The 21,408-nt window shown below is 68.9% G+C and carries 21 protein-coding genes; 7 read left to right on the plus strand and 14 right to left on the minus strand.

Going from position 1 to position 21,408, the window contains the following annotated elements; all coding sequences use genetic code 11:
- Positions 1-17: 17 nt before the first annotated feature.
- Positions 18-551: an RNA polymerase sigma factor gene (locus JNUCC0626_RS24410; protein WP_394613090.1), complete on the minus strand. Its 534-nt coding sequence runs from the start codon at positions 549-551 to the stop codon at positions 18-20.
- A gap of 201 nt (positions 552-752) precedes the next feature.
- Between JNUCC0626_RS24410 and JNUCC0626_RS24415 the strand changes: the two genes are divergently transcribed.
- Positions 753-1,937, plus strand: a complete 1,185-nt coding sequence (locus JNUCC0626_RS24415) for a cytochrome P450 (RefSeq protein WP_394613092.1) — start codon at positions 753-755, stop codon at positions 1,935-1,937.
- Here the strand turns inward: JNUCC0626_RS24415 and JNUCC0626_RS24420 are convergent.
- Positions 1,915-2,325: a DUF1772 domain-containing protein gene (locus JNUCC0626_RS24420; RefSeq protein ID WP_394613093.1), complete on the minus strand. Its 411-nt coding sequence runs from the start codon at positions 2,323-2,325 to the stop codon at positions 1,915-1,917. The genes JNUCC0626_RS24415 and JNUCC0626_RS24420 overlap by 23 nt on opposite strands.
- 82 nt (positions 2,326-2,407) lie before the next feature.
- On the opposite strand from JNUCC0626_RS24420, the gene JNUCC0626_RS24425 reads away from it, so the two are divergent.
- Complete coding sequence (locus JNUCC0626_RS24425) at positions 2,408-3,310, plus strand: AraC family transcriptional regulator (protein WP_394613094.1); 903 nt, start codon at positions 2,408-2,410, stop codon at positions 3,308-3,310.
- Here the strand turns inward: JNUCC0626_RS24425 and JNUCC0626_RS24430 are convergent.
- Positions 3,292-3,657, minus strand: coding sequence for a VOC family protein (locus tag JNUCC0626_RS24430; RefSeq protein WP_430623478.1), 366 nt, complete (start codon positions 3,655-3,657; stop codon positions 3,292-3,294). The two genes, JNUCC0626_RS24425 and JNUCC0626_RS24430, sit on opposite strands and share 19 nt — an antisense overlap.
- Before the next feature lie 56 nt (positions 3,658-3,713).
- Here JNUCC0626_RS24430 and JNUCC0626_RS24435 point away from each other — a divergent pair, with 56 nt between their 5' ends.
- Both JNUCC0626_RS24435 and JNUCC0626_RS24440 read left to right on the plus strand, forming a co-directional pair.
- Complete coding sequence (locus JNUCC0626_RS24435) at positions 3,714-4,298, plus strand: alpha/beta fold hydrolase (RefSeq protein ID WP_394613095.1); 585 nt, start codon at positions 3,714-3,716, stop codon at positions 4,296-4,298.
- Positions 4,299-4,310: 12 nt separating this feature from the next.
- Positions 4,311-5,576 carry an MFS transporter gene (locus JNUCC0626_RS24440; RefSeq protein ID WP_394613097.1) on the plus strand — a complete coding sequence of 422 codons (1,266 nt, stop codon included), beginning with the start codon at positions 4,311-4,313 and terminating at the stop codon, positions 5,574-5,576.
- Here the strand turns inward: JNUCC0626_RS24440 and proB are convergent.
- The 6 genes from proB to JNUCC0626_RS24470 all read right to left on the minus strand — a co-directional run bounded on the left by proB (position 5,569) and on the right by JNUCC0626_RS24470 (position 13,115).
- Positions 5,569-6,696, minus strand: a complete 1,128-nt coding sequence (gene proB, locus JNUCC0626_RS24445; protein WP_394613098.1) for a glutamate 5-kinase — start codon at positions 6,694-6,696, stop codon at positions 5,569-5,571. The genes JNUCC0626_RS24440 and proB overlap by 8 nt on opposite strands.
- 4 nt (positions 6,697-6,700) lie before the next feature.
- Entirely contained in the window at positions 6,701-8,152 is a 1,452-nt protein-coding gene (obgE, locus tag JNUCC0626_RS24450) for a GTPase ObgE (protein ID WP_394613099.1), read from the minus strand.
- 134 nt (positions 8,153-8,286) lie between these two features.
- A complete protein-coding gene (gene rpmA / locus JNUCC0626_RS24455) occupies positions 8,287-8,544 on the minus strand; it encodes a 50S ribosomal protein L27 (protein ID WP_330855589.1) in 258 nt (85 codons plus the stop codon).
- 14 nt (positions 8,545-8,558) lie between these two features.
- Positions 8,559-8,870 carry a 50S ribosomal protein L21 gene (gene rplU, locus JNUCC0626_RS24460; RefSeq protein WP_030479431.1) on the minus strand — a complete coding sequence of 104 codons (312 nt, stop codon included), beginning with the start codon at positions 8,868-8,870 and terminating at the stop codon, positions 8,559-8,561.
- Between the two features lie 265 nt (positions 8,871-9,135).
- Complete coding sequence (locus JNUCC0626_RS24465; RefSeq protein ID WP_394613100.1) at positions 9,136-12,174, minus strand: translation initiation factor IF-2 N-terminal domain-containing protein; 3,039 nt, start codon at positions 12,172-12,174, stop codon at positions 9,136-9,138.
- A 215-nt stretch (positions 12,175-12,389) separates the two neighbouring features.
- Complete coding sequence (locus tag JNUCC0626_RS24470) at positions 12,390-13,115, minus strand: TIGR03936 family radical SAM-associated protein (protein ID WP_394613101.1); 726 nt, start codon at positions 13,113-13,115, stop codon at positions 12,390-12,392.
- Between the two features lie 205 nt (positions 13,116-13,320).
- On the opposite strand from JNUCC0626_RS24470, the gene JNUCC0626_RS24475 reads away from it, so the two are divergent.
- Both JNUCC0626_RS24475 and JNUCC0626_RS24480 read left to right on the plus strand, forming a co-directional pair.
- Positions 13,321-14,751: a S8 family peptidase gene (locus JNUCC0626_RS24475; protein ID WP_394613102.1), complete on the plus strand. Its 1,431-nt coding sequence runs from the start codon at positions 13,321-13,323 to the stop codon at positions 14,749-14,751.
- A complete protein-coding gene (locus tag JNUCC0626_RS24480) occupies positions 14,748-15,485 on the plus strand; it encodes a PhzF family phenazine biosynthesis protein (RefSeq protein WP_394613103.1) in 738 nt (245 codons plus the stop codon). The genes JNUCC0626_RS24475 and JNUCC0626_RS24480 overlap by 4 nt, the downstream gene beginning before the upstream one ends.
- Here JNUCC0626_RS24480 and JNUCC0626_RS24485 read toward each other — a convergent pair.
- The 4 genes from JNUCC0626_RS24485 to JNUCC0626_RS24500 are packed head-to-tail and all read right to left on the minus strand — an operon-like array spanning position 15,475 to position 20,009.
- A complete protein-coding gene (locus JNUCC0626_RS24485) occupies positions 15,475-17,436 on the minus strand; it encodes a TIGR03960 family B12-binding radical SAM protein (protein ID WP_394613104.1) in 1,962 nt (653 codons plus the stop codon). The two genes, JNUCC0626_RS24480 and JNUCC0626_RS24485, sit on opposite strands and share 11 nt — an antisense overlap.
- Positions 17,437-17,479: 43 nt before the next feature.
- On the minus strand, positions 17,480-18,325 hold the full coding sequence (locus JNUCC0626_RS24490; protein WP_394613105.1) for an ABC transporter permease: 846 nt from the start codon (positions 18,323-18,325) through the stop codon (positions 17,480-17,482).
- The gene (locus tag JNUCC0626_RS24495) at positions 18,322-19,095 is read right to left on the minus strand and encodes an ABC transporter permease (RefSeq protein WP_394613106.1); all 774 of its coding nucleotides are present in this window, start codon (positions 19,093-19,095) and stop codon (positions 18,322-18,324) included. Before JNUCC0626_RS24495 ends, JNUCC0626_RS24490 begins: the two co-directional genes overlap by 4 nt.
- A complete protein-coding gene (locus tag JNUCC0626_RS24500) occupies positions 19,095-20,009 on the minus strand; it encodes an ABC transporter ATP-binding protein (RefSeq protein ID WP_394613107.1) in 915 nt (304 codons plus the stop codon). The genes JNUCC0626_RS24495 and JNUCC0626_RS24500 overlap by 1 nt, the downstream gene beginning before the upstream one ends.
- 55 nt (positions 20,010-20,064) lie before the next feature.
- Between JNUCC0626_RS24500 and JNUCC0626_RS24505 the strand changes: the two genes are divergently transcribed.
- A complete protein-coding gene (locus JNUCC0626_RS24505; RefSeq protein ID WP_394613108.1) occupies positions 20,065-20,643 on the plus strand; it encodes a GNAT family N-acetyltransferase in 579 nt (192 codons plus the stop codon).
- 324 nt (positions 20,644-20,967) lie between these two features.
- On the opposite strand, the gene ndk is transcribed toward JNUCC0626_RS24505, so the two are convergent.
- Complete coding sequence (gene ndk / locus JNUCC0626_RS24510) at positions 20,968-21,378, minus strand: nucleoside-diphosphate kinase (RefSeq protein WP_330270318.1); 411 nt, start codon at positions 21,376-21,378, stop codon at positions 20,968-20,970.
- Positions 21,379-21,408 lie beyond the last annotated feature (30 nt).

The following is a 21,408-nucleotide window of genomic DNA, read 5'->3' on the forward strand; positions in this document are numbered from 1 at the left end:
CGTCGACCACATGCGACTCATCCAACGTCATGCGACTCGCCCCCTTTCTCGGACTCCTGTCCCGCCGTTCCCTCGAACTCCTTCTTGAGCCGATCTTTCGCATGCCGCAAGGTCGACCGCACGGTCGCGAGGGACATGTCGAGCGCCTCCGCGATCTCAGCGTTCGTGAACGAGTCCAAGTGCCACGCGAGTACGAGCCGTTGTCGTTCAGGAAGCTTTGCCAGCAAGTATTCCACCTGAGGCTGCTCCACCACCGCCGCGAGCGTGTCCTCTGCCGAGTGATCATTGGGCGAGTTCAGCCAGCCTCCGAAGATGGCCCGTTTCACACCTTCGCGACTGCGCTGAGATGCCTTCAATGCGTTGTGATACGCGGCTTTGCGCACCCAGGCGGAGGCACAATCGATGGTGGCCCAGTTGCCCCGCACTCCGATCATCGCGTCAACAGCCGCATCTTCGGAAGTAGCCCGGTCGAAGTTCATCTTGACCAGGAAAGCAACCAGGCGCCCGAACTCATGGCGGAAGAATTCATCAAAGTCGAGCGAACTCCCCACGCTCGCGCCACCTCCTTGCCCAGGTCAGGATCAGCCGTCACTTCTGTAGTGCGCTGGGAACCTCGCCGCGTGCAAGACGTCCGGCAGATTTCGATGAACCACGTGGTCAGCTGTCGCCCGTGAACTTCACTCGGTCACTCACCGACATGAGCCAGCTGGAGTCAGGCGAGAAAACCGATGTGGTGTGGCAGTGTCGTCGCCATGATTCCGGACGTCGTGCGGTATCGGCAGGCCGATGTGCTCTCGGCGCTGCACCGGCGGTTCGGGCCGGTCGTGCGGATGGGGCCCTACACCTATCTGCTCGGGCCCGAGGCGAACCAGTTCGTGTTCGCGCACTCCGAGTTGTTCGAGGTGGAGCGGGCGTTCCAGTCGCTGGTGCCGGTGGACGGGCCCACGTCGTTGATCGTGAGCGACGGGGAGGACCACAAGCGGCGGCGGCGGTTCGTGCAGCCTGCGTTGGCTCATCGGCAGATCGCGAGTTACGTGCCGGTCATGCGGGCCAATGCCGAGGCGACGGTCGCGGGGTGGCGGGCCGGTGAGGTCGTGGACGCCTACCAGGAGTTTCGGCGGGCCATCAGGCGCAGCACGATTCATGCGTTGTTCGGCGAGGAGCTGGCGAAGGACTCGGACTTCTTCGGCGCGCACTTGCAGGTGCTGATCAACCTGATCGACCGGAATCCGACTGTGGTGACGTTGCTGCGGACGTTGCGGGCTCCTGCTTGGCGCAATGCGATGCGGGCGCGCAGGGCCGTGGACGCTCGGGTTTACCAGGCCATCGAGGGAACTCGGCAGGGCGAGTCGGCCGGGGACGTGCTGACCGCGTTGGTGCAGGGGGACGGGCTCAGCGATCTGGAGGTGCGCGACCAGATCGTCACGCTGATCGCGGCCGGGTACGAGACGACCAGTGGCGCGATGGCTTGGGCTGTGTTCAACCTGTTGCGGCACAACGGGGTGTGGGAGCGGGCCCGGGAGGACGACGAGTTCCTGGGCAACGTCGTCAACGAGACGCTCAGGCTCTACCCGCCGGCGGTGGTGTCGGCGCGGGTTGCCGCGCAAGGGTTCGAGTTCGCCGGGAAGAAGATCAAGCAGGGCACGTTCCTGCTGTACAGCCCTTACGTGACGCATCGGAGTGCGGCGGTGTTCGCGGATCCGCTCACGTTCGATCCGGACCGGTGGGTGAGCAAGCCGGCGCCGCACGAGTTCCTGCCGTTCGGGGGTGGGCCGCACCGGTGCATCGGGGCCGGGCTCGCCATGACTGAGCTCACGGTGATGTTGAAGGTGTTGCTGGAACAGCCGAAGCCCGAACTGCTCCCCCAGCGGTTGACGCCTACCGGGCTGGCCGCGATGCGGCCCAGGAACGGGCTCAGAATCCGAGCATCAGGGTGATCGTCGAGGCGAGGCAGGCCAGGCCGCGGACGTGGTTCCAGAGCGTCCACGTGCGCAGGTAGGTGGGCCAGTAGGCGTCGTCGGTGCGTTCCAGGCGGTTGTTCATCGGCACGTTCACGACCATGGTGAGCAGGAACGACCCGATGACGTAGAGCAGGCCGCCGACGATCCTGCCCTGGAAGACCTCGATCGCGCAGAGCACGGCGGTGCCGAGGAACACCAGCAGGAACACCGGGTTCTGGATGCGGGCGTTGATCCTCCGCATCGCCGCGCGGGCCTGGTCGGCGGGCAGGTCGGCCAGGCCGGGCATGACGGCGACGGAGAAGGCGAAGAACAGACCGGCCATCAGGCCGGTCAGAGTGGCTGCGATCAGCGTGATTGTCCCCATGCGGACAACTCTGGCGCTACCGGGCAGGACTCTCAATGACAATTCATCGCGCAGGCTTGCTCGTTCGTCCAGACTGAAGACCATGACGGACGCGCTGGGCGAGGCACTGCACCTGTTGAGGATGTCCGGGACGTTCTACTGCCGCAACGAGCTCACCGAGCCGTGGGGCGCGACGATGCCCGACATGGGCGACTGCCTGTGGTTCCACGTCCTCACCAGCGGGCAGTGCACCGTCGAGGTCGACGGGCAGGTCATCGGGCTCGAACCCGGCGACGTGCTGCTCGTGCCGGGTGGGCAGCAGCACCGGCTGTTCCACGGCGAGGGTGCGAAGACGCCGGTCGTCACGACGTTGCCGCACGAGTACGAGACCGAGAACTACGCGATTCTGCGGCACGGTGGTGGTGGCGCGGTGACGCACCTGGTGTGCGGCGCGGTCCGGTTCGACCACCCGGCGGCCAAGCACCTCGTCACGGTGCTGCCGAGCGTGCTCTACGTGCGGCGGGCGGACGACATGCGGGCCACCATCGACCTGATCGCCGCCGAGTCGAAGGCGGTGCGGCCCGGTGGCGAGGCGGTCATCACGCGGCTGGCGGACGTGCTGGTGATCCAGACGATCCGGTCGTGGCTCGCGAACGACCCGGCGGCGCGCACCGGGTGGCTGGGGGCGTTGCAGGACCAGCAGATCGGGCAGGCGCTCGCGCTCATCCACCGGGATCCCGCGCAGCCGTGGACGGTCGAACGGCTGGCGCATCAGACGGCGATGTCGCGGTCGGCGTTCGCGGCGCGGTTCACCGAACTCGTCGGCGAACCGGCCATGCGCTACGTCACGCGGTGGCGCATGCACGTCGCGATGAACCGCCTGAAGGACCGCGACAGCACGGTGAGCGAGGTCGCCCGCGGCCTCGGCTACGAGTCCGAGGCCGCGTTCAGCCGGGCGTTCAAGCGGATCGTCGGGGTGTCCCCCGGTCAGGCGCGGGCGGGCTGAAGCAGGTCCCAGCGGGTGCCGTAGAGGTCCTCGAACACGGCGACCTTGCCGTAGACCTCCTCGCGGGGCGTCTCCAGGAAACGCACGCCGAAAGCGGACATCCGGGCATGATCGCGGTCGAAGTCGTCAGTGGTGAGGAAGAACCCGACACGGCCACCGGTCTGGTCGCCTGCTCGTGCTCGCTGCTCATCCGTGTCAGCCTGGGCCAGCAGCAGCGACGCCCCTCCACCCGCCGACACCACGACCCAGCGCTTGTCGCCCTGCGGAGTGTCCTCGACCAGCGTGAACCCGAGTCCCTCCACGTAGAAGCGGATCGCCTCGTCGTAGTCGCGGACCACCAACGTCACCAAACCAATAGATCGCACGGCGATGAGTATCGACGACGAGAGAGGTCTACTCGCACATGGCTGACACACTCGTGCTCCTGCACCCCGGCGGCGCGGACCCCTCGGCGTTCGGGCCGCAGTACGACGCGCTCGCGGACTTCGCCCTGCACGCCCCGCATCGCGTCGACCAGGCCACCCAGGACCACACCGAGATGGCCGGTGAGACCATCAGATTCCTGGAACGCGTCGGGCCCGCGCACCTGCTCGGTTGCAGCGACGGCGCGACCGTGGCGCTTCTTACCGCCGTGATGCGTCCAGACCTCGTGCAACGCCTTGTGGTCGTGTGCGGCGTCTACCACCACGACGGCTGGCACCCGGCCACGGAACTCACGCCGATGCACCACCGCTCGCCCGCACTGACCGAAGTGGACCTCGCCAAGCTCCAGAACCGGACGCTGGTCATGATCGGCGACGACGACGAGGTGACGTTGGAGCACGCCACCACCATGTACCGCGCACTGCCGAACGCCGAACTCGCGGTCGTTCCGGGCACGTCACACGGCCTGCTGCACGAGAAACCCGCACTGTGCAACGCGATGATCGTCGACTTCCTGGCCAACGATCCGGTCGAGACGTATGCCCCAATTCGTCGCCGTGTGTGATTGGGTTCACCTATGGCGGTTACATCGGAGAAGCATCGACTGCCCGTGCGGACGCTCGTCGCATCGAGCGCCGGCAACGCCGTGGAGTGGTTCGACTGGGGTATCTACACGGCGTTCAGCATCTACTTCGCGACGCAGATCTTCCCTTCCGGCAACGAAACCGCGGCGCTGCTGAGCACGTTCGCGACGTTCGCGCTCGCCTTCTTCTTCCGCCCGCTCGGCGGGTATCTGCTCGGCCGGTTCGCCGACCTCAAGGGCCGCCGCACCGCGATGCTGCTGACGATCGTCCTGATGTCGGGCGGATCGGTGGCGATCGGGCTGCTGCCGACGTTCGAGCAGGTCGGCTGGCTGTCTCCGGCGCTGCTGGTGCTGGCGCGGATCGCCCAGGGCATGGCACTCGGCGGCGAGGTCTCGAACGCGTCGGCGTACCTCGCCGAGATCGCCCCGGCGTCGCACCGCGGCCGCTACTCGTCGTTCTTCTACATCTCGACGGGTGCGGCGGTGCTGATCGCGTCGCTGCTCGGGTTCTTCCTGTCCCGCAACCTCGACAAGGCCGCGATGGCCTCCTACGGCTGGCGCGTGCCGTTCCTGATCGGCGGGGTGCTCGGCCTGATCGGGCTGTGGCTGCGGCGGGCGCTCAAGGAGACCGAGCAGTTCGAGGACAACAAGGCCAAGGCCGAGAAGCTGCGCAGCCCGTTGCTGATGACGGTGAAGGAGCACCCTAAAGCCGTCGGGCAGATCATCGGCGTGACGCTGCTGTCGACGCTGAGCTTCTACACGTTCTTCAGCGCGCTGACGCCGTTCGCGGTGAAGACCAAGGGCGCCAACGACATCGACGTGTTCCTGGCGTTGTCGATCGGCACGGTGGTCTTCATCGCGTTGCAGTACCCGATGGGCTGGGCGGCGGACCGGTACGGCCGCAAACCGCAGATGCTCGTGTGGTCGGCGGCGATGGCGTTGCTGGTGGTGCCGCTCTCGACGCTGGTCAAACCCGGGCTGGCGAACCTCGTGGTCGTGTTCGCCGTGGGCCTCGGGCTCTACACGGCGCTCACGTCGATCGCGCCCGCGATCATGAGCGAGTTGTTCCCGACAGAACTGCGCGGGCTCGGCATCGGGGCTTGGTACAACCTGACCGTCGCGGTGTTCGGCGGCACCGCCCCGCTGGTCATCCAGGCCGTGGGCGGCACCGTCTTCTTCTGGTACGTCGCGGTCAGCGCCGTGATCACGTTCCTCGTCGTGCTGACCCTGCCGGAGACGAAGGGCGTCGAACTCACTTAGCCAGTGGCACGAGATCGTCCGCGTGCACGACCTCGCGGCGGTGCTCCAACGCCAGGTCGTGGCTCTTGCGGCCGATCAACGACGGCAGCTCCGCAGAGTCGTAGCCGACGACGCCACGGGCCACGACCTCGCCCGCGAGGCTGACCAGCTCGACGACGTCACCCGCCTCGAAGTCGCCGTCCACACCGGTGATGCCGGCCGCGAGCAACGACCGGCGGCGGCCCACGACGGCCGCGACGGCACCGTCGTCGAGGTGCAGACGGCCGTTGGCGTCGGTCGCGTAGCCCAGCCAGAAGCGGCGGGCGGTGAGGCGGGAACCCGTTGCGGCGAAAGCGGTTCCGACGTCGGCGGTGGTCAACGCACGACCCGCCTCGGCGGCACCGGTGAGCAGCACCGGGATGCCCGCCGACGAGGCCAGGCGGGCGGCGGCGAGCTTCGAGGCCATGCCGCCGGTGCCCAGGCCGGACGCGCCGGGGGCGGTGGCGTTCACACCGTCCACATCGGACGCCGAGGCGACCTCGGCGATGCGGACCGAACCCGGCTTGCGCGGGTCACCCGAGTAGAGGGCGTCGACGTCGGAGAGCAGGAACAGCGCGTCGGCGCCGACCAGGTGGGCCACCAAGGCGGCCAGGCGGTCGTTGTCGCCGAAGCGGATCTCCTCGGTGGCGACCGTGTCGTTCTCGTTCACGACCGGGACGACGCCGAGGGCCAGCAGCCTGTCGAACGTGCGTTGGGCGTTGCGGTAGTGGGCCCGGCGGACCACGTCGTCGGCGGTCAGCAGGACCTGGCCGACGGTCAGCCCGAAGCGGCCGAACGAGTTCGCGTACGCGTGCGCCAGGGTGAGCTGGCCGACGCTCGCCGCGGCCTGCTGGGTGGCGAGGTCGCGCGGGCGGCGGGAGATCTTCAACGGCGCGAGGCCCGCGGCGATCGCACCGGACGACACGAGCACCACCTGGCTGCCCGCGGCGGAGCGGGCGGCAAGGGCGTCGACCAGCGCGTCCAGGCGCGCTGGGTCGAGACCACCTTCCGCTGTGGTCAAAGAGGAAGAGCCGACCTTGACCACGATGCGGTGCGCCGAAGCGACCGCGGTTCGAGCTTGTGAGACCACGGGGGCCGTCACGGATTTACTCCTCGTCGAAGTCGTCGCCGTAGTCACCGGGCGCGCGGCGGGCCTTCTTCAGGGCCTTGCGCTCGTGGGCGCCGATGCGGTCGTTGCGCTCGAGGCGGACGTCCGTGCCACGGCCGGTCATCGTCATCGCGATGCCCGCCGGCGTGGTCGGCTCCCAGTCGAAGATCAGCTCACCGATGGTGACCTGACAACCGGGGACGGCGCCCATCTTCACGAGCTTGTCCTCGACGCCCAGCCTGTTGAGGCGGTCCGCGAGGTAACCGACGGCTTCGTCGTTGGAGAAGTCGGTCTGGCGGATCCAGCGCTCGGGGCGTTCGCCCTTCACGATGAAGCCACCCTCGACCGAGGGGTCCTCGGTCACGGTGAAGCCCTGGTCGTCCACGGCGGTCGGCCGCAGCACGATTCGGGTCGATTCCTTCTTCGGCTGGGCCTCGCGGTACTCGCGGACGACCTCGGCCAGCTTGAACGACAGCTCCCGCAGGCCCTGGCGGGACACCGTCGACACCTCGAAGACCGGCAGGCCGCGGGCCTCGATCTCCGGGCGGACGATGTCGGCGAGGTCCTGGGCGTCGGGGATGTCGACCTTGTTGAGGATCACGACGCGGGGCCGGTCCTCGAAGTTGCCGCCGAGCGCCGGGGTGTACTCGGAGAGTTCCTTCTCCAGCGCGTCGATGTCGGCGATCGGGTCGCGGCCCGGCTCGTACGTGGCGCAGTCGACGACGTGCGCGAGCACGGCGGTGCGCTCGATGTGGCGCAGGAAGTCGAGGCCGAGGCCCTTGCCCTGCGACGCGCCGGGGATCAGGCCGGGGACGTCCGCCATCGTGAAGATGGTCTCGCCCGCGGTGATCACACCGAGGTTCGGGACCAGCGTCGTGAACGGGTAGTCGGCGATCTTCGGCTTCGCGGCGGACAGCACGGAGATCAGCGACGACTTGCCCGCCGACGGGAAGCCCAGCAGGCCGACGTCCGCGACGGACTTGAGCTCCAGCACCAGGTCGCGCGTCTCGCCCGGCTCACCGAGCAACGCGAAACCGGGCGCCTTGCGGGCCTTGGACGCCAGCGAGGCGTTGCCCAGACCGCCACGGCCACCGGCCGCCGCGATGAGCTGGGTGCCCTCGCCGACCAGGTCCGCGACGACCTCGCCGGCCTCGGTCATCACCACGGTGCCGTCCGGCACGCGCAGGACCAGGTCCTCGCCGTTCGCGCCGTCGCGGTTCGCACCGGCGCCGGACTTGCCGCTGGTGGCGGAGGCGTGCGGGCGGAAGTGGAAGTCCAGCAGGGTGTGCACCTGCGAGTCGACGACGAGGATGACGTTGCCGCCACTGCCCCCGTTGCCGCCGTCCGGGCCGCCGAGCGGCTTGAACTTCTCGCGGTGCACTGAAGCACACCCGTTGCCCCCGTTGCCGGCGGCAGCGTGGATCACCACCCGGTCTACGAAGCGGGCCACGGAACTACTTCCCTTCAAGCGAACTACCAACGTTGGTCGCGGGCAACCAACTTTCTGGACAAACAACGAGGGGCGGAGCCGGGTGACCGGTTCCGCCCCTCGCAGAGGTTCTAACTACGTCGCGGAGACGGTCCTCAGACCGCGACCGGGACGATGTTGACGGTCTTGCGACCGCGCTTCGTACCGAACTCCACCGCACCCGGCAGCAGGGCGAACAGCGTGTCGTCCTTGCCGATGCCGACGCCGACGCCGGGGTGGAACTTGGTGCCGCGCTGACGGATCAGGATCTCGCCGGCCTTGACGACCTGACCGCCGTACCGCTTCACGCCCAGGTACTGAGCGTTGGAGTCACGGCCGTTGCGGGAACTGGATGCACCCTTTTTGTGTGCCATGAGAAGTCAGGTCCTCACTTACCGGTGATGCCGGTGACCTCGACGCGGGTCAACTTCTGACGGTGACCCTGTCGCTTGTGGTAGCCGGTCTTGTTCTTGAACTTGTGGATGCGAATCTTCGGGCCCTTGGTGTGCTCGACCAGCTTGCCGGTAACCGAGAACTTCGCCAGGGCGGCCGCGTCAGCGGTGACGTCAGTGCCGTCGACCACGAGCAGCGCCTGGAGGGAGATTTCGGTGCCCGGCTCGCCCTCGAGCTTCTCGACCTCGACGATGTCGCCGACAGCGACCTTGTACTGCTTGCCGCCGGTCTTGACGATCGCGTACATCAGGACGGAAGTCTCCTGCTACTCGATGGTGACGGGCCATGCGCCAACCAATCTGGGAACGGTGTTTCCACCACAGGCACCAGAGGAGGCACACGACAGGACCCGTCGGATGGCGGGCCGTCGTCAAGGTTACGGGAGTGGGTACGCCGGGAGCAAACTGGGGTGCCCCGATCACGTTTCCGCAGGCTGTGCGGTCCCTCACAACCCTTCCGGACGAACAAAACCGGGGCCGCCAGAAAGGCGACCCCGGTCTCGTTCATTCGCGTCAGTCCTCCTGAACCGGCGGCCCCGCCGGTCGCGACACGGCGCGACGACGGCGCGTGGTGGTGGTGACCACCGGTGCGGGCATCTGGACCTCGGGCTGCTTGGGCACCTCGACGACGACCGGCGCGGGCGGCGCCTCGGTCGCGGCGGGCGCACCGGCGGCACGCTTGGCCGCACGGCGCCGCGGACGGGCCGCGGGGGCCTCCACGACGGCCGCTGGGGCCTCGACGACGGGCTCCGGCGCCGCGACCGGCTCAGGGGCCGCGACGGGCTCCTGCTCGATCTCAGCGGGTTCCGGGAGCTGGGAGCCGATGCGCCCGGTCACGGCGGGCTGCTGCGCGCCGATGCGGCCGGTGACCGCGGGCTGCTGGGAGCCGATCCGGCCCGTCAGCAACGGCTTGGGCAGCTCGGGCTCGGCGACCGGCTCGACGAGTTCCTCGGTGGTCTCCTCGATCACCTCGGGCTCGAGCTCGACGGGCGCCGGGTCCTCGTGCGCCACGTGACCGTTGAGCGCCTGCTCCTCGACCACGACGGCGTCGACGACGGCCTGCGGCTCCTTGTCCCGGCCACGACGACGGCGGCGACGACGGCCGTGGCCCTCGTGCTCCTGGTCGGCCGCGACCGCGTCCTCGGACGTGTCCTCGGGCTCGCCCGGCTCGATCACCTCGGGCACGACCGGGGCCTCGGGCGCCTCGACGGACGCCTCGACGACCTCGGTGGTCTCCGCGGCGTGCTCGGACCCGCCCTTGTTGCGGCGCGACTTGCGGCCACCGCCCTGCGCCTGCTGCTGCTGGCCACCGCCGTTGCCACCGCCGCCACCGTGCGAGTGCACGGGCTCGGTGGACACGACGACGCCACGGCCGCGGCAGTGCTCGCACGTCTGGCTGAACGCCTCGAGCAGGCCGGTGCCGACCCGCTTGCGGGTCATCTGCACGAGACCCAGCGAGGTGACCTCGGCGACCTGGTGACGCGTGCGGTCGCGGCCGAGGCACTCGGTGAGGCGGCGCAGGACCAGGTCGCGGTTCGACTCCAGGACCATGTCGATGAAGTCGATGACGATGATGCCGCCGATGTCGCGCAGCCGGAGCTGGCGGACGATCTCCTCCGCCGACTCCAGGTTGTTGCGCGTGACGGTCTCTTCGAGGTTGCCGCCCGACCCGGTGAACTTGCCGGTGTTGACGTCGATGACCGTCATCGCCTCGGTGCGGTCGATGATCAGGTAACCGCCCGACGGCAGCCAGACCTTGCGGTCCAGGGCCTTCAGCAGCTGCTCGTCGATGCGGTACTCGACGAACGAGTCGCTGTTGCCGACGTGCTTCTTGAGGCGGTCCTGCAGGTCCGGCGCCACGTGGCGGACGTAGGAGTCGATGACCTCCCACGCCTCCTCGCCCTGCACGACGAGCTGCGCGAAGTCCTCGGTGAACAGGTCGCGGACGACCTTCACGAGCAGGTCCGGCTCTTCGTAGAGCAGGGTCGGGGCCTTGGTGGAGGTGCTCTCGGACTTCTCCTTGATGACCTTCCACTGGGCCTGCAGGCGCGTGACGTCGCGACCCAGCTCCTCCTCGGAGATGCCCTCCGAGGCGGTGCGGATGATCACGCCGGCGTCCTCGGGGACGACGCGCTTGAGGATGTCCTTGAGGCGCTTGCGCTCGTTGTCCGGCAGCTTGCGGCTGATGCCCGTGGCACCGCCGCCCGGCACGTAGACGAGGAAGCGGCCCGGCAGGCTGATCTGGGTGGTGAGGCGGGCGCCCTTGTGGCCGACCGGGTCCTTGGTGACCTGGACGAGCACCGAGTCGCCGCTGGAGAGCGCCTGCTCGATCTTGCGGGACTTGCCCTCGAGACCGGCGGCGTCCCAGTCGACCTCACCGGCGTAGAGCACGGCGTTGCGGCCGCGGCCGATGTCGATGAACGCGGCTTCCATGCTCGGCAGCACGTTCTGCACGCGGCCGAGGTAGACGTTGCCCACGATCGAGCCGCTGCCCGACGACGTGACGAAGTGCTCGACCAGCACGCCGTCCTCGAGGACGCCGATCTGGGTGCGGTCGCCGCGCTCGCGGACGACCATCGTGCGGGCCACGGCCTCGCGGCGGGCCAGGAACTCGGCCTCGGTCAGCACCGGGGCACGGCGGCGGCCGGCCTCGCGACCGTCGCGGCGGCGCTGGCGCTTGGCCTCCAGGCGCGTGGAACCGCGGATGCTGCGGACCTCGCTCTGCGCGGCCTCGGAGTCGGCCTTGTCGTCCCGCGCGTCCCGCACCTCACGCACGTGCACGACGGTGTTCGGCGGGTCGTCCTCGGACGTGACCTCGTCGTCCGCGCCGGTCTTGCGGCGACGGCGACGGCGGCGACGGCGGGTCGAGCTCTCGTCGCCCTCGTCGTCGGTCTCGTCGGACGCCTCGGTGTCCTCGGAGGTCTCGCCCGCGTCCTCCGCGGCGGCCTCGTCGGTCTCCTCGCCGGTCTCGGCGTCGGTGCCCTTGCCCCGGCCGCGGCCACGACGGCCCCGGCGGCGGCGACGGCGGCCGTCGGCCTCGTCGTCGCCGTCCACGTCCGCGTCGGCGTCCGCTTCCGCGGCTGCCTCGGCGGCGTCGAGCTCGTCCGCGGCGATCTCGCCGACCGACTTCTCCTCGACGACCGGCGTCTCCTCGACCACGAACGGCGAGACGGGCGCCTTCGGGCGCTCGACCGGCGTCGGGGGCAGGAAGACGGCGCTCGGCGCGGCGAAGATCGGTGCGAGCGCGGGTGCCTCGAACGCCGGGACCGCGGGGGCCTCGTAGTCCTCGGTGACCTCGCCCGTGACGACGTCGTCCCAGTCGATGAGCGTCTCGGCGACCTTCAGGGCCACGTCGCGGCTCACGCTCGACTGCGCGCTGCGGGCGACCTCACCGAGGTCGGCCAGCGCCGTCATCACGTCCTTGCTGCTGACCTCCAGCAGCTTCGCCAGCGCGTGGACCCGCAACTTGTCCGGCAGGTCCGCCAGTTCAGGGCGTGCGGCAACCACACCCTGCCCGCCGGTGCCACCGGCAGGCTGTTCCTTGTTCGACATGCAGCTCCTCCACCCCCGGGCGCGTCCCGTGAGGACGCGGCCGCGCAGGGGCCTCTCTTGTCTCTCTCCACCGCTGCTCGCGGCGGGAATCCTTGCCTCGCGCGCAGTGGCGTGGCGCCTCACCGGGCGCACGCTTGCGCAGGTCCCACGACGACGCCGCTGTCAGCGCCGCTCCTCCTGTTTGCGCGTCGCAGCTGACGCGACCTGCGCTCTCGTCAGGACTCTCTGTCCTGTTGGAGCGGGTCCACCAGCCTGCCGTCGTCATCGAGGCGTCCCTGCGCCATCCGGGTTGCTTTCGCAGGTACCGGCGGCACGAGATCGGCCACGACGCGAAGCGCATTCAGCACGTCGTCGGGTCGGACGGTAGGCGTTACCTGCCGTACGACCGTCATGAGTATCCCACACGGTTGTGACAAAGCGGTGTCATCGTGTCCCGCGTCGCTCGAACGGGGTTCGACCAGCGCCGACACGACCGCGGGCCGCACGTCGAGCATCTTCGTGCCGCTCTTGGTGAGCCGTTCGACCTCGACGGACTCCGCCGAGAGGAACACCTCCACGGCCTTGGCCAGCTCGTCGGGCGTGACCCCGTCGAGCTCGATCCGCCACTCGCTCGCGTCGATGCGCTCGGTGAGGTTGCCCCCGAGCGCCTGGACGATGTCGACGACGTCGATGCCGGGTGGCAACGCCTCGTCGAGCGCGATCTTGAGAGCCACCGGGTCGACCTTCTCGACCACGGACACCTCGACGTACTCGGCCTCGCTCGCCACGCCGGTCGGCGCGGCCCCCACCCACGACACCTTCGGGTGAGGGCTGAAGCCCTGCGAGTACGCCATGGGTACGCCTGCCCTGCGCAGCGCACGTTCGAACGTGCGAGCGATGTCGCGGTGCGAAGTGAATCGCAGCCTCCCCCGCTTGGTGTAGCGGAGGCGCAGCTTCTGCACGGCGGCGGCTGACGGGTTGTTGGGCAGGTTGCGGCTCAGTGGTGCTCCCGAGTGGTGTTCCGACGGGTGAGCGGTCCCATCGGCGCAGGCTGTTCGTCCATGAGGACGGTACCGTGAACCCGATTCAGAACGTTCAGCTTGTCTAGATCGTTGCGCGTGGCTACGGTCCGGCTGACTGGACGCCCTGCCTGACTGGAGGTCCCTGGTGCCTCTGCTCCACCGCGCCCGAGCGGCGGCGATGACCGCACTGCTCGTGGCCGGGGTATTGGCGGCGTCCCTGCCCGCCGGCGCCGAGCCGGAGTCGACGCCCGAGGCCCCCGCCTGCATCCAGCCGGGTCCGCTGCTGCGGTACCTGGTGGTGTTTCCGCAGGCCACACCCGCTGAGCAGGCCAACGCGGAGGTCGCGGGGGCGTGTGGTCTGACCACCGTCTACTACCCCCAGATCGCGGTCGCGGTGGCCACCTCGCCGGACCCCGGATTCCTGCGGCGGATCGGCCCGGAACGCGCCTACAGCGCGCAGGCCGAGAGCGTCGCCAAGCGGTCGGTGAAGCGGAAGAAGGACGACACGGAGCTCTTCCGGCCGTCCGGTGGGCGCTCGGCCGAACAATGGGACATGGATCTCATCCGGGCCCCGGAGGCGCACGAGATCACCACGGGCTCCAAGTCCGTCGTCGTGGGCGTGCTGGACTCCGGCGTCGACGCCCGCCACCCCGACCTGGTGGACGCGCTGGCCCCCGAACTCTCCGCGGGCTGCCTCACCGGCAAGCCCGACCCCACGCCGTCCGCGTGGATCCCGACGACGTCGCCGCACGGCACGCACGTCGCGGGCACCATCGCCGCCGCTGACGACGGTCGCGGCACCACCGGCGTCGCGCCTGGCGTGCGCATCGCGTCCGTGAAGGTCGTCGACGACGACGGGTTCATCTACCCCGAGTACGCGGTGTGCGGGTTCATGTGGGCCGCCGCGCAGCAGATGACCATCACCAACAACAGCTACTTCATCGACCCGTACCTGTTCACGTGCCAGAGCGAGCCTGGTCAGCGCGTCGTCTACGAGGCCGTGCGCCGGGCCGTGGACTACGCGACCTCGCGCAACGTGCTGACCGTCGCCGCCGCCGGGAACGCCGCCGCCGACCTGTCCCGGCCGGGCCGCGACTCGGTGTCGCCGACGAACGGCGAGGCGCAGACGCGGCCGGTCGACTCGACGTGCGTGGTGCTGCCCGCGCAACTCAAGAACGTGGTGGGCGTGTCGGCGGTCGACTCGGCCAAGACGAAGGCCGGGTACAGCTCCTACGGGCTCGGTGCGATCGACGTGACGGCGCCGGGAGGCGATCCGCGCACGCCGAACGGGTGCGTGCTGTCGACCGTGCCGTCCGGCTACGACTACTCGTGCGGCACGTCGATGGCGGCCCCGCACGCGTCCGGGGTGGCGGCACTGATCGCGTCGACGCACCCGGACACGGACGCGGTGTCGCTGGGCCGCATGCTGAACGCGCAGGCGCAGACGCTGGCCTGCCCGGACGACTACGACCTCAACGGCACGGGCGTGCAGGACGCGTTCTGCACGGGGTACTCCGAGTACAACTCGTTCTACGGCCACGGGCTCGTGGACGCGCTCGCCGCCGTCACGAAGTGATCGTCAACGCCTGCCTGCGCGACGGGCTCGGCGGCAGTCCGACGCTGGTGCTGCCCGACGGCGAGTTCAGCGAGGCCGAACGGCGGGCGTTGCCGGTCGAGCACGGCACCTCGCACGCCGTCTTCCTCGGACCTGAGGGCGCGGTGCGGTTCTTCACGTCCGAGGGCGAACTGCCGGGGTGCGGGCACGGAACCGTTGCGGCACTGGCGGTGCTGGCCGCCGACGGCACGCGCGAGTTCACTCTCCGGGCAGGCGCGCGGGCGTTCCGGGGCACCGCCGAGATCACTCCGGCCGGGGTCGAGGCGTTCTTCGATCCGGGCCCGATTCAGGTCCGTTCGGCAAGCTCTGCGGAACGTGACGCGGTCGTGCACGCGTTGGGCACCGACGGCTCGTGCGTGATCGCCACGCTCGGCAGGCCGCGGATGCTCATCGAGGTGCCGGACGTGGCCGCGTTGACCCCGGACCTGGACCTGCTGAAGGCGGCGACCGACGAGTTCGGACTGCTCGGCTGCTACGCCTACTCAGCCGGAAACCGGTACGCGGCAAGGATGTTCGCGCCGTCCATCGGTGTGCCGGAGGACATCGCGAACGCCAACAGCACGGCCTGCCTCGCGGCTCACCTGGCCGCGGACGTCACCGTCGACATGGGTGACTCGCTCGGCCGGCCCGCCACCATCACGGCCACCGCAACCGCGGCGGGCGTGATGGTGGGCGGGCTCGCCGTCACGGCGTGAGCGCGGGGTTCTTCACCGGCGAGCCGACACCGACCGGGGAGATCGGCAGCAGCTTGCGCCCGGTCGGCCCGACCTCGATGTCGGTGCCCATCGCGGGGCAGACACCGCAGTCGAAGCACGGGGTCCAGCGGCAGTCGTCCTGCTCGCGCTCGTCGAGCGCGTCCTGCCAGTCGGCCCAGAGCCATTCCTTGTCGAGGCCCGAGTCGAGGTGGTCCCAGGGCAGGACCTCCAGCTCCTCGCGCTCGCGGGTGGTGAACCAGGCGAGGTCGACGCCGAACTGCTCCAGCTGCTCGGCCGCCTTCGCGGTCCAGCGGTCGTAGGAGAAGTGCTCGCTCCAGCCGTCGAACCGGCCACCGTCGCGCCACACGGCCTCGATGACGTGGCCGATGCGGCGGTCGCCCCGGCTGAGCAGGCCTTCGATGAGGCTCGGCTTGCCGTCGTGGTAGCGCATGCCGATGTTGCGGCCGAGGCTGCGGTCGGCGTTGACGGCCTCGCGGAGCTTCTTGAGGCGGTCGTCGACCACGTCCGGGTCGCACTGCGCGGCCCACTGGAACGGCGTGTGCGGCTTGGGTACGAACCCGCCGATCGAGATGGTACAGCGGACGTCGTTGCGGCCGCTCGCCTGCCGACCCGCGCGGATGACGTTCTTCGCCATCTCCGCGATCTGCAGGACGTCCTCGTCCTCCTCGGTCGGGAGGCCGCACATGAAGTAGAGCTTCACCTGCCGCCAGCCGTTGGAGAACGCCGCCGACACCGTCCGGATGAGGTCCTCTTCGGACACCATCTTGTTGATGACGCGCCGCATGCGCTCGCTGCCGCCCTCGGGCGCGAAGGTGAGACCCGAGCGCCTTCCGTTGCGGGACAGCTCGTTCGCGAGGTCGATGTTGAACGCGTCGACGCGCGTGCTCGGCAGGCTCAGGCCCGTGTTGGTGCCCTCGTAGCGGTCCGCGAGGCCCTTGGTGATCTCGGCGATCTCGCTGTGGTCCGCGCTGCTCAGCGACAGCAGGCCGACCTCTTCGAAGCCGGTGGCCGCCAGGCCCTTCTGGACCATGGCGCCGATGCCCTCGATGGACCGCTCGCGCACCGGGCGGGTGATCATGCCCGCCTGGCAGAAGCGGCAGCCGCGCGTGCAGCCGCGGAAGATCTCGACGCTCATCCGCTCGTGGACGCTCTCGGCGAGCGGCACCAGCGGCTGCTTCGGGTACGGCCACGCGTCGAGGTCCATCGTGGTGCGCTTGAAGACGCGGTACGGGACCCGGTCGCGGTTCGGCACGACGCGCTGGATGCGGCCGTCCGGCAGGTACTCCACGTCGTAGAAGCGCGGGATGTACACGCCACCGGTCTCGGCGAGCCTGGTCAGCACCTCGTCGCGGCCGCCGGGGCAGCCCTCGGCCTTCCAGTTCTTGACGATCTCGGTGATCTCGAGGACGGCCTCTTCACCGTCGCCGAGCACCGCCGCGTCCACGAACCGGGCGATCGGTTCGGGGTTGAACGCCGCGTGCCCACCGGCGACCACGATGGGGTCGTCCTCGGTGCGGTTCTCGGCGTGCAGCGGGATGCCGGCGAGGTCCAGCGCCGTCAGCATGTTGGTGTAGCCCAGCTCCGTCGCGAAGCTGATGCCCATCAGGTCGAACGCCTTGAGGGGACGGTGCCCGTCGACCGTGAACTGCGGGACGTCGTGCTCGCGCATGAGCTTCTCGAGATCCGGCCACACCGCGTAGGTGCGCTCGGCGAGCACGTCCGGCAGCTCGTTGAGGATCTCGTAGAGGATCATGACGCCCTGGTTGGGCAGGCCGACCTCGTACGCGTCGGGATACATCAAAGCCCAGCGCACGGACGCCGCGTCCCAGTCCTTGACGGTCGCGTTGAGCTCCCCGCCGACGTACTGCACCGGCTTGGAGATCTGCGGCAGCAGTGGCTCCAACCTGGGGAAAACAGACTCCACACTCACACGACCAGAGTAACGGCCCTCACTGCCCGCGCCGAATCGGCGCTCAGTCCAGCAACAACTTGCCCAAACGGCGTGCCGCGACCACCGTTCCGACGGCCGACAACACCGCGAAGTACGCGACGTGCCCGAGCATGCCCCAGCCGACGACGCCCAGCGTGAGGCCGCGCATCAGTTCGACCGCGTGGTAGAGCGGCGTCCACGACACCACGGCCTGCAACCAGCCCGGGTAGACGCTGAGCGGGTAGAACGTCGTCGAGAACAGGAACATCGGCAGCACCGCGAGTTGCACCAGGTCGAAGTCCTGCCACGACCTCATGAACGTCGTCGCCGCCATGCCCACCGCCGCGAACGCGAACGCCACCAGCAGCGCCGCGGGCAACGCCAGCAACGCCCACGGCGAGAACACCAGCCCCATCCCGAGCATGACCGCGATGAACCCGGCCGAGTACAGCCCGCCGCGCAGCAACGCCCACGAGATCTCGCCGATCGCGATGTCCATCGGCCCCATCGGGGTCGTCAGCATCGCGTCGTAGAGCTTCGCGTACTTGAACTTGAAGAACACGTTGAACGTCGCGTCGTACACGGCGCCGTTCATCGCGCTGGCCGCCAGCAACGCCGGTGCCACGAACGCCGCGTAGCTGATCGGCTGCCCGTCCGGCCCGGCCACCGAGTTGACCATCTGCCCGAACCCGAGCCCGAGCGACCAGAGGAACAGCATCGGCTCGAACGCCCCGCCGACCAGCACGAACCACGCGCGCCGGTTCACCATCGCGGACCGTTCGACGAGCTTGCTCGCCTTGCCGCCGTACAACCCCGGCGGAATCACCCGCCACAACAGCCCCACGCTCGCGGGCTGAGCCTGATCGGCGCGGTCGAGGGTCTGCGTCATACCGCCAGCCTCCGGTGGAAGAACTTCACGCCGAGCACGATCCCGACGGTGACCAACGCCCCGAGGTACGCGATGTGCCCCAACGCGGGCAAGAGCCCCAACGTGCCGAACGTCGCGCCGCGCGCGAGCTCGATGCCGTGCCACGCAGGCGTCAACCACACCACCGGCACCAACCAGTCAGGCAGCTGGCTGACCGGGAAGAACGCGCCGGTGAACAACGTCATCGGCATGAGCACGAACCGGAAGATGTTGTTGAAGGCCTCGGGCTTCTCCAACGTCGCGCTGTAGGCCACCAACGGCGTGCTGAACGCGAGCCCCGCCAACGTCCCGGCCAGGATCGCGAACAGAATCCCGGGCCCGGCCGCCGCACCGAGAACAGCCGCGATCCCCACGAACACCACCGCCCGCAACAACAGCTGCGAGCCGATCCACATCACCTGCGAGTAGAGCACCTGCGCCGGTGTGATCGGCGTGGCCACCATCGCGACGAACGACTTCTGCCACATGAACTGCGACATGACGGGGAACGTCGACTCGAACGTCGCCCCCTGCACCGCCGTGACCACCACCAACGCGGGCGCGAGGTACTGCAGGTACGGCACGCCGCCGATCAACGCCGTCGACTGCACCTGCGACCCGAACCCGACCCCCAGCGCCAGCAGGAACAACACCGGCGTGAGAAAGCCCGACACCGCCGTGGCCCGCCAGTTGCGCCGGTACCAGGTCCAGGTCTTCTCGAACCCGAACCAACTCGCTTTGAGCGTCTCCATCAGTCCACCAACGTCCGGCCGGTGAGCCTCAGGAACACGTCCTCCAGCGAACTCCTGCGCACCAAACTCTGCACAGGCGTCACCCCTTGGTCGTGCACTCTCTGCAACGCCGCCTCACCGTCCGACGTGTACAACAACAGCCGGTCCGGCAACACCTCGACCCGATCGGCATACCTCGTGAGGTCGGGCTTCTCCTCGTCCGGCTGGAACCGCAGTTCCAACACCTCTTTGGTGGAGTACCTGGTGATCAGTTCCTTGGGTGACCCCTCGGCCGCGATCCGCCCGCCGTCCATCACCACGAGCCGGTCGCACAACTGCTCGGCCTCGTCCATGTAATGCGTGGTGATGATGAGCGTGACGCCCTCTTGCTTCAACCGGAACAGCCTGTCCCACAACAGATGCCGAGCCTGCGGGTCCAACCCGGTGGTGGGTTCGTCCAACAGCAACAGCTCCGGATCGTTCACCAACGACCGAGCAATCGTGAGCCGACGCTTCATCCCGCCGCTCAGCGGCTCCACCTCGTGGTCCGCCCGATCCGCCAACTGCGCGAACTCGAGCAACTCCACCGCTTTTTCCCGGCACTTCTGCCGGGACATCCCGAAGTACCGCCCGTAGATCTGCAGGTTCTGCCGAACCGTCAACTCCGTGTCGAGGTTGTCGAGCTGCGGCACCACCCCCAGCCGCGCTCTGATCTTCGGCCCGTCGGTCCCGGGATCCATCCCGAGCACCTTGAGCTCTCCCCCGGTCCGCCCGGACACGCACGAGATCATCCGCATGGTCGACGACTTCCCGGCCCCGTTGGGCCCGAGAAACCCGAACGCCTCACCCCGCCGCACCTCGACGTCGATGCCGCGCACGGCCTCGAACGACCCGAAGTGCTTGGTCAGGGCCTTGGCCTCAACGAGGTTCTCCACCCACCCGACGTTAACGAACGGGTCCGACAATTCTCACCACAATTACGATCGCCCCATGACACTGCTCTGGCTCTCGGAAGCCGACGACCACCTCCGCACCGAGATCCACGCAGTGGTCCACGACGTGGTGGCCGCAGGCGGAGCCGTCGGCTACCACTCCCCACCCTCTTACGACCGCATCTCGACCTGGCTGGACGGCGTCCTCAAACAGGTCCGCGACGGCGACGCCGCCTTCTGCGCCGTCCAGGTGGACGGCGTGGTCCGCGCCGTGGGCGTGTGGCGCCGGGGCTCAACAGCCGTCTTCCAGCACCGCGCCGAGGTCCAACAGATCATGGCGCACCCGTCGGCCCGCGGCCTGGGCCTCGGCAAGCGGGTGATGGAGGGCCTGATCGCCAACGCACGCTCCGCAGGCCTGGAAATCCTGATGCTTGGGGTACGCGGCAACAACCACGGCGCCATCGAGCTGTACGAAAGGCTCGGGTTCCGGGAGTGCGGGCGGATGCCGAACGCGATCGCCGTGGGAACCGAACGCTGGGACGACGTGTGGATGTACCTGCCGCTCGGCTACCCGGAGGGCACGACACTCAACGGCGCGACGGCAGGCGGCCTGGGCAGCAGCCCACGGCGAGCCTGACCACCCGCGAGGCCGAAGGCGAGCCAACCCGACGGCGAAGCCGAGGTGCTCTTGGCTTTTGCTTTTGTCTTTAGCCAAGCGGCTCCGCCAACGCAACCAAACCAAGCAACCGGCAGCCGCTCCAAGCAACAGGCGTGCCATCAACCCGCTCACAGCGCTGGCCCCCTGATCAGATTGCCGGGGGTCTGGGGGCAGAGCCCCCAGGGAAAGCACGCAACAGAAACCCGCCAACGCAACCCAACCACTTACGGACCAGACGCGTCAGCCCACAAACAGCAAACGGCCCCAACCGAAAACTCGGTCGAGGCCGCCGCAAAACCCGAATCAGAGGTTCGGGAACCAGATCTTGATCTCACGCTCAGCCGACTCGGCCGAGTCCGACCCGTGCACCAGGTTGTACTGAACCTCAGTGCCGAAGTCGCCCCGAATCGTCCCAGGCGTGGCCTTCTCCACGGGGTCGGTCCCACCAGCGAGCTGACGGAACGCCGGAATCGCCCGAACACCCTCGACAACGATCGCGACCAACGGCCCACCGGTGATGAAGTCGACCAGGTCGCCGTAGAACGACTTGCCGTCGTGCTCCGCGTAGTGCTGCTCGGCGGTGGCGCGGTCGGCGGTGCGCAGCTCGAGCGCAGCGAGCTTGAGGCCCTTGCGCTCGATGCGGGCGATCACCTCGCCGACGAGACCACGGGCAACGCCATCGGGCTTAACGAGAACCAGGGTGCGCTCGGACACGACGGTGTGACTCCTCAAAACAGGTCAAAA

The organism is Lentzea sp. JNUCC 0626 (assembly GCF_043632865.1).
Taxonomy (GTDB): domain Bacteria; phylum Actinomycetota; class Actinomycetes; order Mycobacteriales; family Pseudonocardiaceae; genus Lentzea.